The organism is Mailhella massiliensis (assembly GCF_900155525.1).
GTDB classification, from domain to species: Bacteria; Desulfobacterota; Desulfovibrionia; order Desulfovibrionales; family Desulfovibrionaceae; genus Mailhella; species Mailhella massiliensis.
In genome coordinates, this window is record NZ_LT706952.1 from 629751 (window position 1) to 644118 (window position 14368).

Genomic DNA, 14368 nt, shown 5'->3' on the forward strand with positions numbered 1-14368 from the left:
CTGCACGACATGTGCCGGAGAACCGCGAATTCCCCGGAAGGACAGCATGACGGCATGAAAAAAAGGCGCGCTTTTCCCAAGCGCGCCTTTTTCGCAGGCAGAAAGCCCCGGTGCGGCAGACTCACGCCGCCCCGGAAACTGAAAAGCCCACATCCGCCGCACGAAGTTTCTCCGTGCAGAAGCCCCTTTCTCCGCCTTCCTCTCCCGTGCTTTCCCAAACGCCGGAGGAACAGAAAGCGACACAGCCGTCTCGGGACGCATCACATCAGGGAAGGGGGCTCGTCCATCTGCTTTTCCGTGGTGCAGATTCCCAGCTTCTTCATGCGGTGCTGCAGTGTCGAACGATTAATGCCCAGCAGGGAAGCAGCTCCGTACTCTCCTCCCAGCTTTCCGCCGCTTTTCTTCAATGCCTGCAGAATATGTCCCGCTCCATTTCCGCCAGCGTCTGCAGGCGGCTGTTCATCTTCGTGTCGGAAGAGGGCGGCGAGGACCGTTCGCTGCCGGTGACGCCGCTTCGGATGAGCTCGTCGACCTCCCTGACGCTGATCCGCTTCGCTTCATTGTATATCACCATGATATGAAGCAGAACATTGCGCAGTTCCCGTATATTGCCGGGCCAGTCCCACCCCTTGAAGACCCTCATCATCTCCCTGGAGACCAGTATGTTCATGGGGACTGAAGGAATGACATACTTTTCCGACAACTGCGACACCAGTTTATCCATGAGATACGGAATATCATCCTTTCTGTCCCGAAGCGGCGGAATCTTCAGCACATAGCCCGAAAGCCGGTAGAACAAGTCCGTACGGAAGGACCCTTCCCTGATGGCACTGTCAATATCAATGTTGGTCGCCGCAATGAAGCGCACGTCGACCTTCTGTGAGACGCTCTCCCCCACACGTTCAAAGGTCGATTCCTCCAGAACCTGCAGCAGCTTGCTCTGCATGTCCTTGCTCAGATCGCCTATCTCGTCCAGAAACAGCGTGCCCTTCTGGGCCATTTCCAGGCGCCCTATGCGTTTTTCCTCTGCCCCGGTAAAAGCCCCCTTGCAATGTCCGAAAAGCTCGCTCTCAAACAGCGTGGACGAGAGCGAAGGACAGTTCACTTTGATAAATGCGTTGTTATGTCGCGGACTTCTCAAATGAATTTCCCGGGCGAGCATGGATTTGCCGGTTCCGCTCTCACCGATGATCAGCACGGGAATATCAAATTTTGATATGGATACAACCTGTTTCCTGAAAGTTTGCATGGAGGAGTTATAATATAAAAAATTGCCTTTCAGGTCATTGCTCTTCAGGTCACTTTCGGAACAGGAAACCTTTGCTGGCGGCTCTCCATGTTCCTGAAGCACGAACGGCGTGGAAGAAAACTGGGGGGAAAGAATCACTCCCAGGCAGATGGATATGGCGGGGGAAATTTCCGTTAAAAAATTGGTAATAGCATAAAGATCAACAGGTTGCTTGAAGAACGAACAGTGCAGCGTCGCAAAGATCCTGTCATTGAGCATCAGCGGAAAGGCCATGGTCGTCGTCAGCCCGGCTTCCACCAGAGGGTGCTGAATGATATCGGGAAACGCTCCCGGCAGATCGGTAATGACCACAGGCTTGCGTTCCTCGATCACCTTTCCCGCAACGGTCTGCATAGGATCTGCAGGACGTATGGTCGACAGCGACTTGATGACCACCCCCTCAACGGAGGTAAAATAGGAAAGCATTCTGCATTCGGAATCATACAAATTGATAGCCATTCTATCAAATTCAAAAACCGACAACAACTCATTATAAAGCGTTTTGCAAAAGTTTGTACGAGAAACGCTTGTAGTTAAACTATGAAGTAAATTTTTTATGACATACTCTGATTTCTGGTGAAAGTTTTTAGTCTGCATAAAAATAGACCCCCAATACATAATATTGAATTCTTTATAATTCACTATTATCTATTGAATCAAACTTAAAAACGAGAAACTAATAGGAAAATGCTTTTAGAAAAATTGACGAAACAAATATATTATAACAAATACAACAATTCTATGGGACTGTTATGAAATTTCACACTTCCCCATACACGGAAGAAGCCTTTCTTCATATCTGAGGAAAGGCAACGTCGATTCAGGAACAGAAATTTTCCACCTTATTTTGTAAGGATAAACAGTCTAAACAACATTGTATGGCCTCTTATAATTAAAATTTCCACTGAAAGCAATAATATTCATAAAACCGTTGCAAAATTAGCTAAAAATCACATATATCCGATTTCACTTCATTCATTTTTAATACCAAAGATCCATATTAAACAATATCAATTTGGAATAATATTATAAACACACATAAATAATTTTATAAAAATTAATTCAATTACAGTAATTGATGCTTTATTTCAATATTGAACCATACAACAGGAAAGTTACTGAACTATACAGATTAAAAAATAAAATTTCATTTACAGGAATAAATCAATATTAATACGACATGCCGAGGCATGCTCTCTTATGTATCATAAACATGAAGGCATAAAAAATCCGACGGCGGAACTTTCCGCAAGGAAAGTTCCGCCGCTCCTCATCTGAAAAAGTGAAGAATACCAAAAGAAGCGCTATGCGCTGCGATACAGCTTGGTCATGACAAGTTCACGATGGCCGAGGGCTTCCGCGCAGGTGAAGCGACCGTTGGCGGTACGCACCATCATTTCCAGCAGCAGATCGCCGGCCTGGTCGAGGTTCATTTCCCTTCTCATGATCGGATTCACGTTCACGTCGATGTGTTCACTCATGGTGCGCACAGTACGCGGGTTGGCGGAAATCTTGATCACGGGCACGATGGGGTTGCCGATGACGTTGCCCTGCCCCGTGGGGAAGAAGTGAACGACGGCACCGGCGGCGGCGACCAGCGTGACCATTTCGGCGGCGGCGGAAGAGGAGTTCATGAACCACAGACCGGGATGCGTCGGAGCCTCGGCATAATCAAGGCAGCCGTCAACCATGCACTTCTTGCCGATCTTCTGGATATTGCCCAGAGCCTTTTCCTCGATGGTGGTCAGGCCGCCGAGGATATTGCCCTTGGTGGGCTGGGAATCGGACAGGTCGTTGGTCTTGTTGGCAATGATGAAATCATTGTATTCCGTCCACATGTCCATGAACTGCTTGGCGATCTCGGGAGTGCGGCAGCGCTGGGCGACGAGGTGTTCACCGCCGGTGATTTCGGAGGTTTCACCGAAGAACAGCGTGTTGCCGTTTTCATACAGCTTGTCGAAGGCGTTGCCCACGGTGGGGTTGGCCGCGATGCCGGAGGTGGTGTCGGATTCGCCGCACTTGCAGGAAACCCACAGTTCATCGATGGAGCATTCCACTCTCTGCTGTTCCGTGGCGTACTGCACCAGTTCCCGGGCCTTGCGGGAGGCTTCGCAGATGGTGTTGTGGTCGCCATGCTGTTCGATGGCGAAACCATACACCGGCTTGCCCGTCTTGGCGATGCCGTCGGTAATGACCTTGGTCCATTCAGGTTCGATACCGATGACGATGACGCCGGCAACGTTGGGGTTGCAGCCAAGACCTATGAGGGTGCGGAAATGCAGTTCAAGGTCGGCGCCGAACTGGAGACGTCCGTAATGATGAGGCAGTGCCATGGTTCCCTTGACCGCAGCTTCCACCGCCAGACAGGCGGCATTGGAAAGATCATCGAGGGGCAGGATGATGACATGGCTGCGGACACCGACTCGGCCGTTTTCACGGCGATACGCCATAACTTTCGTATTCTTGAGATCCATGATTTACCACCTTTTGGTCTTGACGTTGTGGACATGCAGATGTTCGCCCTTCTTGATGGGAGCGACGACCTTGCCGATATCCACGCCATATTTGATAACAGTATCACCCACGTTCAGGTCTTTGAGGGCCACCTTATGTCCGATGGGAATGTCGTCGAGTACGACGAATTTGATAAGGTAGTCTTCCTTCATGACCCAGCCTTCCAGTTCCTGACCGGCCTTGACCCCCTCTACCGTGATGACGCCAACACTGTCGCCATCCTGATGGACCAAAAACTGTACGGACATCGTGTGCCTCCTTTTCGATATTACTGTTATTCAGTTTATTTTATATTTTATATCTGATGAGACATAAAATATAAAATAAATTTTACCACCATTTGATACGTTCCGTCACATAATCACGAATCTTGACGAATTCGGGGTCGTCATAACGCCGCGGCCTCGGCAGATCCACAATGACTTCTTCTCTTATGGTACAGGGCTTTGGAGAAAGAATAAGAATACGTTCTGCCAGGTACACAGCCTCCTCGATATTATGAGTAATGAACGCTACCGTGCTTCCAAGCTCTTTCCAGATTCGCATAAGCTCATCTTCAAGATAGTAGCGCAACTTGACATCAAGCTGACCATACGGTTCGTCCATGAGAAGAAGGTCAGGATTGATGGCGAAATTACGGGCAATGACCACTCGCTGTTCCATACTGGCCGAAAGCTGCTGCGGATAATACGTTCTGTATTTCCGAAGGCCCACGATATCCAGCATCCGTTCCACTCGCTTTTCGATTTCATCTTCCGGGAGACGCTTGATGCGGAGCCCGAAACGGATGTTGTCCTCGACGGTCAGCCAGGGAATGGCCGAAACTTCCTGGAAGACGAAGGCAATGTTATGCGTTCTGGGGTCGGCGGGCACGCCGTCCACGAGAATGGAACCTTCCGTGATGGGGATGAAGCGGGAAAGGCAGTTGAGAAACGTCGTCTTACCGCAGCCGGTAGGGCCGACAATGCACAGCATCTCTCCCTTGTAGATGTTGAAATTGATGTCGTTGAGCACCAGCAGATCGCCATAGCATTTGGTAAGGTTCTTTACCGATACCTTGACTTCCCTGGATTCTGAGTATTCTTTTATGTTACCGACGTGCATGACGGGCTCCTGAATCTGGTGAGCTGGTAATGATAAGAAAAACGGTCTTGAAAAAACGCCATCTACAGGGAGCGTTTCCCTGCACCGGAGCGTAAGGCTGAACTTTTACAGAACCAGCTCAGTATCGTCAGACACCTTTTTACGCAGAGCAAGGAAGGCCGGATCCGTATAGTTGCGCGGTGCGGGAATATCTATGGGATACTCCGTTTTCACTCTGCCGGGCAAAGCCGACATGACGACTACGCGGTCGCCAAGATAAATGGCTTCCTCGATGTTGTTGGTCACAAACAGAACCGTGCGGCGTTCCTTTTCCCAGATGGCTCTGAGTTCCTGTTCCATGGCGTAACGGGTCTGCGCGTCCAGAGCGCCGAAGGGCTCGTCCATGAGCAGGATATCAGGGTCGTTGGCATAGGCGCGCGCGATGCTCACGCGCTGCTTCATGCCGCCGGAAAGCTGTGCGGGGTACGCCTTTTCAAAGCCTTCCAGCCCCACCATCTTGATGTAGTAGTGGGCCTTGCTCAGGCGTTCCTTGAGCGGAACGCCGCGCACGGCCAGCCCGAAGGCCACGTTGTGTTCCACAGTCTTCCAGGGGAACAGGGCGTAGCGCTGGAACACCATGCCGCGATCCGGGCCGGGGCCGGTGATGGGCTTGCCGTCGATGCGGGTTTCCCCGGCGTTCGGTTCAATGAGGCCGGCTATGCAGTTGAGCAGTACGGTCTTGCCGCTCTGGCCGGGGCCGAGAATGACCAGAAACTCATTCTCGTACACCTTCAGGGAAACCCTATCCAGCACATGCAGCAGCTGATTCTGCCCGGGAACATGAAAGGCCTTGGAGATGTTGTCGCATTCGATCTTTACCCGGGCCTGTCTGCCGTCGTGGGTCTGATTTTCATTTGCCATACGCTGCATCCTCCTACACCAGTTCTCTGCGCCAGGGGCAGAGCAGCCTTTCCACCCAGCGCAAGGCCGCGGCAAGCAGAGAGCCGACGATGCCGATGATTGCCATTCCCACGAGAATCATGGCGGGCTTGTTCAGGTCCATGCCCTGAATGATGATGAAGCCCACGCCCTGACGCGCCCCGACCATTTCCGCAGCCAGCACGCACATCCACGCCATGGAAAGCGCATTCTGCACACCGGCGAAAATGGAAGGCATGCATGCGGGAACGGCAACATTGAAGAACTGCTGGGAACGCGAGGCGCCGAAGGACTTGGCGGCGTCGATCAGCAGCGGATCAACATAGCGCATGCCGGTATAGGCGTTGAGGATCATGATGACGAAGGCGCCCACAAAGCAGATGAAGATCTTGGAACCTTCGGCCACACCCAGCCAGAGGATGGCGATGGGAATCCACGCGATGGGCGGAATGGGACGCAGCACTTCAAAGATGGGGGAAATGATCTTTTCAAAGATGCGGCTCCAGCCCATGTACAGACCGAGGGGAAGCCCCAGAATGATGGCCAGGAAGAAGGCGATGAGCACGCGGCTCAGGCTCCAGCCGATATGGCCGATGAGGCTCGTTCCGCTGATGTTGGCATGGAACAGACGCACGGCTTCCTTGACCACCGCCAGGGGAGAGGGAAGAAATTCCGCGCTCACATTGAGGGAGACAAGTTCCCACAGAAGAATAAAGATGCAGATGGACGCCACAGGCGCGACAACGGCCATTTTGCGCTTGGAAAGAGTCATGTGAGCCTCCTGGAGGAAGCGAAGCGGGCTTCGATTCTGGTCAGTATCCAGGACATGAGCGCGCCGAGGAAACCAATGGTGAGCATACCCACGATGATGATGTCGGGTCGGGCCAGTCTTCGTCCGAGCTGAATCATGTAGCCAAGACCCATGGAGGCCGCCAGCAGCTCCGCCGCCACCAGCGTCGTCCACGCCGCATTAAGGGAAAGCTTCATACCCGTGAAAATCATGGGAACGGCCGACGGAATGCCTATTTTTATGAATGTTTCCCAGTTGGAGGCTCCGTATATTTTCGCCACGCGGATAAGCACGGGATTCGTAAGACGGATCCCCGTATACGCGTTGATGACACAGGGGACGAAAGCCGCAAGGAAGATAATGAAGGCCTTGGCCGTGGTGCCGATGCCCAGCCACAGGATGGCGATGGGAATCCAGGCAATGGGAGGGATGGGACGTATGGCGTCAAACAGGGGGCGTACGGCCATGTTCACCCCGGGATACCACCCCATGAACAGCCCGAGCGGCACACCTATGATGACGGCGACGACAAAGCCGACAAGGGCAAGACTCAGACTGGCGGCGGCATGCTGATACAGAAGCGCACCGTCAGGATTGGGATTGGAGAACTTGTCGATGAAAAGCGCAACGACCTGGGAAGGGGGAACAAGCTGATAGGGACCGATGATTTCAAAACGGCAGATCAGTTCCCAAGCGAGAATGAACATCACGAAGCTAACGACGGAAATCCAGTTTTCTCTCGCGGCCGAGATAAAATAGTTAGCCTTTTCAATTTCCAGATTCAGCGCTTGGGTAGGGGCATTTTTACTGCGGTCTGAAGATTCCTGCATAAAAAAGACTCCTTACCTTGTCGGTAACGGGGACGTCGGGGCAGCGTGCGCTGCCCCGGCAGCTTTTTCGACCTCTTACTTTGCCGCGGCGGCTGCTCGCTTTTCCGCCAGCTTCTTCATGAACGAGGAATCGATGTTGAAGTTCGCATTGACGTAGGCATCGTATTCCTTCTGGCTGATACGTCCCTGTTCAAGCATGAAGTCAGCCACCCCGCGCAGCCAGGTGGGCAGCTTGTTCGGGTCTTCCAGTGCGGCGATCTGTTCGCTCACATTGAACAGATCACGATACTTGAATTCCTTCTCCACCATATCGCGGCTCAGTTCGAGGCCGCAGTAGTCATTGAAGTAGGACAGCAGAGGATCAACGCTTCCGGCAGGATTGTCGCGCATCATCTCAACACCGCGCATATAGACGTCGAGCCATTCCACCACGAGGTCGGGATGTTCTTCCGCAAATTCCTTGCGCACGCCGATGCCACCGGCAATGACGGCGTTGGCGGCCGTACCGGAAGACACCTTCTTCCAGCCTCTGGCTTCGGCCATGTAACTCTGGGGAGCCCACAGCATGATGATGTCGCCTTCACCGGCGTTGAACGCAGTCATGGCCTGGCCGAGTTCCATGTGAACGATGTTCACATCCTTGTCCGACAGGCCCAGAGCCTGGAGCGTGGCGGAAAGCGCATAGTGAGCCGTCGTCACCGTGGGGCCGAGAATCTTCTTGCCCTTCCAGTCGTCAGCGGTGCCGTAGATGTTGGGATACTGAGGGTTGGCGCCCTTGGTCTTCAGCAGCGGGGAATCAGGACGAACCCACAGGTCGTTGGTTTCGGATTCGACATTGGAGATGCCGATGAGCTTGTAGCCGTAGCGCATGCTGGCCATCATCGTGGGCACGGTACCCATGGCGCCGCAGTCCCACTGTGCAGCCGCCAGAGCCTCGGTCTGTCCGCCGCCGGAGGGGAAGAACAGAAATTCGCTGGAGAAGGGAGCATCCTTCAGCCAGCCGGCCTGCTCGGCGTACCAGAGTTCCATACCGTGCAGGCAGGGCTGCGCGCTCGTGCGTACAACGGGTTTGGCTTCGGCAGTGGCAAAAGACGAGAGCAGCAGCGCGCCGCCGATGCAGACGGCAGTCAGACAGGCAAACAAACGTTTCTTCATCCTTGACTCCTTTGGCTATGGTCCTTTGACATATGATTGACCGAGTCTGTAAACCGTGCGGGACAATGCCTCATGCCCCGCACATGCCGCCTCACGGAAGCAGCACGATCTTTGCAGCGGAAATCCGCCCCGCAGCCAGTTCGCGGAAGGCCTGAGGGCCTTCATCGAGCGGACGACTCTCCACCCAGGAGAGATCTCCGAAAATGCCTTCATCCAGCGCGGCGACCGTGGCCTGAAGATCCGCAAACGTGTAGGTATAGGTTCCGAGCACCACCATCTCCGAAAGCGTGATCTTGCGCATGTCCACTTTCGTTCCCCAGTCCTGCAGGCCGATATGCATCAGAACACCGCCGGGACAGAGCGCATGTATGGCCATGTTCCGTGTCTGCTCGCGGCCCACGGCGTCCACCACATACTGATAGGCGCTTTCCGCAGGGGGCTGGGCCGCCGGATCGATGACCTTGACACCGGTGTGTTCAGCGACGGCGGCCCGCCGCAGGGGATTGGACTCGGCAAGATGAACGTGACGCACCCCGTAGGATGCAAGAAGCAGAGCCATGAGCATGCCTATGGCGCCCCCGCCGATGACGAGCACCTTCTGCTCCTGCACGGGCCGGAGCATTCTGGGCATGGAAATGTTAAGCGCATGCACCACAGTGGCGGCCGGTTCGGCCAGAGCCCCCGTGACGAAGGACATCCGCTCAGGCAGTACAATGATGGATGATGCGGGAATGGACATGTATTCGGCATAGGCGCCGGGTCTGGTCATGCCCACCATGCCGCGGTTCACACACAGATTGTCGTGTCCGGTGCGGCAGTAGAAGCAGTGCCCGCAGGTGATGAGCGGGTCGGCGGTGACCTTCTGTCCTTCCGTGAAAAGCGGTGATTCGCTGTGACATATTTCACCGGCGATCTCATGTCCCATGACAAGGCCCGGCTTGCGACGCGGATCATGGCCGTGGTAGGCGTGCATGTCCGAACCGCATATGCCCGAAGCCCTGAGACGGATGATGACCTCCCCCGGAGCAGGCTGCGGATCCGGATAATCCTGAAGCTGGATTTCATCCGGAGCTGTATAGACAAGAGCTTTCATGAAACACTCCTTCCAGATACTCTGAGGATTACGGCATGCCTTTGCCTGTGAGACGGGACGGCGCCCCGCTCTCACAGACTCCCGAACCGGTTGCAAGACGTCAGCGTGCGGTGAAACCTCCATCGACCATGATGGTCTGTCCGGTGATGTACGAGGATGCCTCGCTGGCCAGGAACACTGTGCAGCCGTACAGATCCTCCAGAACGCCGTTTCGTCCTATGCAGGTCTGCGCCGCGTTGCGCGCCGCAAGTTCCGGATCGGAAAACACGGGTCTGGTCAGTCCGGTGGGGAAGAAGCCCGGGCCCACGGCGTTGCAGGTAATGCCCTTCGACGACCATTCCTGCGCAATGGCACGGGTGAGCTGCACGACGCCGCCCTTGCCCGCACCGTAGGGCGCGCTGTTGGCAAAGGCGCGGAAGGACTGAAGCGAAGCAATGTTGATGATGCGGCCCCATTTTCTTTCCGCCATGACGGGGGCCAGCGCCTGCGTGAGGAAAAACGGCACCGTCAGATGCAGCATGATCTGTCGGCTCCAGGTTTCCGGCGTGATTTCCATGAAAGGCTGACGCAGATTGACGCCTGCGGCATTGACCAGAATGTCCATGGGGCCGAAGGCCTCCAGAGCCTTTCTGCCGCACGCGAGGGCGTTTTCGGGAGAAGAAAGGTCGGCAGGCAGGATATCCGCATGCACGCCCTCGGCACGGAACCTGTCGGCAGCTTCACGGAGAGCGGCCTCACGACGGGCCACAAGGACAAGTTTCGCACCTGCCAGCCCGAGAGCCCGCGCCATGGCCTCTCCGATGCCGGAATTTCCGCCGGTGACCAGCGCGGTTCTGCCGGTAAGGTCAAACAGCCCTGCAATATTCATATCTTTTCCTCCAGCGACGGTGCGCTCCTGCCGCTTGGCGGAAGCAGCGCACCGTCGGAAACGGAGTTACACCTTCACCGGTTCACCAAGATCGAACTTCTGACCGGGAGCATACTTGGCAAGACGCACGTCGCATGTGCGGGCATGGGCTTCCATGCCTTCCAGGCGGGAAATACGGGCCGACACGCCGCCGATATGCACGGCCGCGTCGCGGGTCATTTCCTGCCAGGTGAGGGTCTTCAGGAACTTGTGAACAGACAGGCCGCCGGAGTACTTGGCCGCGCGCTTGGTGGGAAGCACATGGTTGGGGCCGCTGCACTTGTCGCCGAAGGCCACGGTGGTTTCCTCGCCCATGAACAGCGAGCCGTAGCAGGTGAGATGATCGAGCCACCACGGATGATCGGCCGCGTGCACTTCGAGGTGTTCGGGAGCATATTCATCGGACTTGGCAACGACTTCCTCGCGGGTGGAGCAGAGAATGACTTCGCCATAATCACGCCATCCGTTGCCCGCAGCTTCCTTGGCCAGAGGCGGAAGGGCGTCGATGAGTTCGGGCACGCGCTTGATGACCTTCTCGGCCAGTTCGCGGCTGGTGGTGATGAGCCATGCGGGAGATTCCACACCGTGTTCGGCCTGACCCACGAGGTCATAGGCGACGAGTTCAGGATCGGCGGTTTCATCAGCAATCACGGCCACTTCAGACGGGCCGGCAAAGACGTCTATGCCCACCTTGCCGAACAGCGTACGCTTGGCTTCCGCCACAAACTTGTTGCCGGGGCCGACGACGACATCGGCTTCCTTGCCCGTGAACAGACCGTAGGCCATGGAGGCGATGGCCTGCACCCCGCCCAGAGTCATGATGATGTCGGCACCGGCGACCTTGAAGGCATAAAGAAGATAAGGATGCATGCCGCCGCCGCGGAAAGGAGAAGAACAGGCGATGATGGTCTTCACACCCGCCGCCTTTGCCGTCGCCACGCCCATGTAGGCGGAAGCGATATGCGCATAGCGGCCCGCGGGGGCATAGCAGCCCACCACATTCACAGGCAGTACTTTCTGACCGGCCGTCACGCCGGGATACAGTTCGACAGTGATATCCTTGATGGATTCGCGCTGAGCGAGGGCAAAGTCATATACCTGCTTTGCGCCGAATTCGATGTCCTTTTTAATGGAGTCAGGAACTTCCTTGATCGACTTTTCGATATCAGCTTCAGACATGATGATATCGCCCGACCACTTGTCCAGCTTCAACGCGTAATCGCGAACCGCGTCTTCTCCGCGCTTCTGTATCTCGGCCAGCATTTCGGTAACTACCTGCTGGGCCGCTGAAGTATTGCTTTCCGGGGTCCTGCTGGCCTTTTTCAAGTACTCTACAGCCATAATCTCACTCCTTTACTGCTAAAAAGAACGGTAATTGATTATGCCCTACGACGCTTGTGAAGATATTTCCTTTTAAAGCAAATACCGTGCCAAAATATGTATGATAATAATATCAAATAGTTATTTGTGCTTAATTCCGCAAACCGTTTCCCATTTTCGCCCATATACGGGCAAAAGTGTTCATATACGAGCACACAATGCCGGGCTCCGCTCCCGCAGAAAGAACTCCGCAGGAAAAAATGCAGAAAAGCTCCTCATAAGGCGACAGAACCGCCTCTATTCGCAACTTCTGCGACAGCTATCATTCCTGCACGGGAATATTCGTCATTCCCCAGCGCACGCAAGACATTGTGACAATAAACACAAAGTATTGCATCTTCCCTCTTTTCCTTCTGGACATTCATGATGAAAATACCGGCAGGGATGTCGCGCAACAGTACGGATTTCCTTCCGGGACACGCTTCTCAGCAACTGCGCCGGTGCAGGCATCTCTTTCCATGCCCCGGGCCGCTGTTTCAGCGCCATACACTCCGCAGTCGATGCATGGTACATCGCCGCGCCGCGCACATAAGCCGAAGATCATGCTCTTCTGCGCCGCTCCACGTCTGCATGCTGCGTACAGGCCCTCTTCTTCCATGCCTTGCTGCCGGAAAAGCCCGTGCGCGGGCCGCTCCGCACCCGCGTTTTCTGCCCGCAGAACGGCGTGAGACGCTCACGGCCGGGCGCCTTGCCCGCGCCTTCCCCTGCATGCGGAGTCCGGAAGTTAACAAGAAAAGGCCCTGCGGAACCGGTATTCCGCAGGGCCCTGCCCATGTTTCCGCCCTGAGGCGGGGATATTTCCTACAGGGAAATGTTCAGACGCGAGGTGATGTTGTTCTTCACCCAGGTCGGATCCAGCCATTCCAGAGGCTGGACGGGCACGCCGCCCACCAGCACGCCGAAGTGCAGGTGATCGCCGCCGGCAAGACCGCTCGTTCCCGTGCGGCCTATGATCTGCCCGGCCTCCACCACATCGCCCACCTTCACGCCGTATTCACTGAGGTGGGAATACTGCGTCATGAGGCCCATGCCGTGTTCCACGAGAATCATGTTGCCGTGTATGCCGAGATAGTCCACCCAGACCACGCGGCCCGCCTGCGCGGCGGGAACCTCGGCGTGGGCCACGGAGGCAAGGTCGAGCCCCATGTGCGTCTGTTCGTCGATCTTCTGCCGGTTGCCGTCCACATAGGTACGGAAATCACCGAAATTGGCCTTCACCGCAGAACGGGGCAGGCGGCGGAAGGTACCCTTCCACAGAAAATGCGGAGAGTTGTTCGCCGGGTTCGAGCCTACTTCAATGAGGGTGGCGTCGTTGCTCAGGCGCACCTTGTTGTTGGAACAGAGGTACTGCTCCAGGGGGGTGCTCATTTCCGGGCAGAGCTGCGCAAGCTCGGAAGCCTTGAAATTAAGGAAGGGTTCGGGAATGTTCAGCGTGTCGGAACGGTAGTTGCGGTTCAGGGCACGCACGAGAAGACGGCTGGAGGTCACGTTGCCCGCAAGGTCGCGCGCCATGATCTCCGGCAGGAAGTTCCCGGTGCTTATGGAAATGGGGAAGGGGAAGAGGCACGCATAGGCCCCGTTCTGCTGCTTGTAGCCGGGGAAGAAGAGCTCGCCCACGCGAACGCCCGTCTGATCCACGTCTTCCGACACGGTGTACACGATAAGACCGCTGCCGCCCCGGTACACGGCGGGAGGCCCGGTTCTCACGGCAATACGCGGAGGCTGGGAATCGAGCACGAGGGGCAGGTTCAGCGTGGTGGCGTTGCCCCTGCCGAAACCGGCATAGGAACCGTCCACGGCTTTGATTTCGAGTTCGAAGGCTCCTTCGGGCAGGCGCGTTTCCTTAAGATTGAAGGAAACCCTGCGCTGCGTCTCCAGCGTGCCGAAGGTCTGCTGCAGCACCGTCATGGACTGCTCGCCCCGCTTCACCGTGACCGTGACGGACTGCACGCCCGACTTGTCGGACATGTCGAGCTCCATGTTCTGGGCAAGCCCCACCCTGCCCTTGAGCTCGGGCGAGATGGTCACGGAGGGGCCGCTCATGTCGCGCAGAAGAAAATACGCACCGGCCCCGGCAAGAGCCAGAATCACGAGCATGGCAACGACGGACAGCCCGGAGGACGAGCGCCGGGACGACGAGCGGTATATGGATTGTCTTTTGAACAAGGCTGATTCCTTTCCGGGCGCAAGGCCCAAGGTCTGGCCGGGCCACCAGCTGACACGGCAGAAGGTATTTTCCGCATAGTGGGCGAACAAGTCAAGAAGCTGGGAAAGAGATTTTTCTTTCCGCACCCTTGGCGCAAGAGCTTTTTTCCCGCGCTATTATCTTCCCCCGACACGCTTTTTCCCCTTCCCGCCCCCGCCTTCCTCCTTGCCGCGCAGGCACAGT

13 protein-coding genes are annotated in these 14368 nt (G+C 55.6%); all 13 read right to left on the reverse strand.

The features are described 5' to 3' along the window. Positions 1 to 260 precede the first annotated feature (260 nt). Positions 261 to 407 carry a helix-turn-helix domain-containing protein gene (locus CZ345_RS17750; protein ID WP_204224301.1) on the reverse strand — a complete coding sequence of 49 codons (147 nt, stop codon included), beginning with the start codon at positions 405 to 407 and terminating at the stop codon, positions 261 to 263. Then, positions 404 to 1906: a sigma 54-interacting transcriptional regulator gene (locus CZ345_RS13055; protein WP_077073536.1), complete on the reverse strand. Its 1503-nt coding sequence runs from the start codon at positions 1904 to 1906 to the stop codon at positions 404 to 406. The genes CZ345_RS17750 and CZ345_RS13055 overlap by 4 nt, the downstream gene beginning before the upstream one ends. Positions 1907 to 2592: 686 nt before the next feature. Continuing rightward, positions 2593 to 3762: a UxaA family hydrolase gene (locus CZ345_RS13060; RefSeq protein WP_077073537.1), complete on the reverse strand. Its 1170-nt coding sequence runs from the start codon at positions 3760 to 3762 to the stop codon at positions 2593 to 2595. A 3-nt stretch (positions 3763 to 3765) separates the two neighbouring features. Further along, positions 3766 to 4050, reverse strand: coding sequence for a UxaA family hydrolase (locus tag CZ345_RS13065; RefSeq protein WP_077073538.1), 285 nt, complete (start codon positions 4048 to 4050; stop codon positions 3766 to 3768). A gap of 82 nt (positions 4051 to 4132) precedes the next feature. Then, on the reverse strand, positions 4133 to 4906 hold the full coding sequence (locus tag CZ345_RS13070; protein ID WP_077073539.1) for an ABC transporter ATP-binding protein: 774 nt from the start codon (positions 4904 to 4906) through the stop codon (positions 4133 to 4135). Positions 4907 to 5011: 105 nt separating this feature from the next. Next, a complete protein-coding gene (locus CZ345_RS13075) occupies positions 5012 to 5806 on the reverse strand; it encodes an ABC transporter ATP-binding protein (protein ID WP_077073540.1) in 795 nt (264 codons plus the stop codon). A gap of 13 nt (positions 5807 to 5819) precedes the next feature. Next, a complete protein-coding gene (locus CZ345_RS13080; RefSeq protein WP_077073541.1) occupies positions 5820 to 6596 on the reverse strand; it encodes an ABC transporter permease in 777 nt (258 codons plus the stop codon). Then, positions 6593 to 7444, reverse strand: coding sequence for an ABC transporter permease (locus CZ345_RS13085; protein ID WP_077073542.1), 852 nt, complete (start codon positions 7442 to 7444; stop codon positions 6593 to 6595). Before CZ345_RS13085 ends, CZ345_RS13080 begins: the two co-directional genes overlap by 4 nt. A 75-nt stretch (positions 7445 to 7519) precedes the next feature. Beyond that, on the reverse strand, positions 7520 to 8599 hold the full coding sequence (locus CZ345_RS13090; protein ID WP_077073543.1) for an ABC transporter substrate-binding protein: 1080 nt from the start codon (positions 8597 to 8599) through the stop codon (positions 7520 to 7522). A 91-nt stretch (positions 8600 to 8690) separates the two neighbouring features. After that, complete coding sequence (locus tag CZ345_RS13095) at positions 8691 to 9692, reverse strand: alcohol dehydrogenase catalytic domain-containing protein (protein ID WP_077073544.1); 1002 nt, start codon at positions 9690 to 9692, stop codon at positions 8691 to 8693. A 100-nt stretch (positions 9693 to 9792) separates the two neighbouring features. Beyond that, a complete protein-coding gene (locus tag CZ345_RS13100; protein WP_077073545.1) occupies positions 9793 to 10560 on the reverse strand; it encodes an SDR family NAD(P)-dependent oxidoreductase in 768 nt (255 codons plus the stop codon). 66 nt (positions 10561 to 10626) lie between these two features. Then, entirely contained in the window at positions 10627 to 11940 is a 1314-nt protein-coding gene (hpsN, locus tag CZ345_RS13105) for a sulfopropanediol 3-dehydrogenase (protein ID WP_077073546.1), read from the reverse strand. A gap of 840 nt (positions 11941 to 12780) precedes the next feature. Further along, entirely contained in the window at positions 12781 to 14145 is a 1365-nt protein-coding gene (locus tag CZ345_RS13115) for a M23 family metallopeptidase (RefSeq protein ID WP_239446693.1), read from the reverse strand. Positions 14146 to 14368 lie beyond the last annotated feature (223 nt).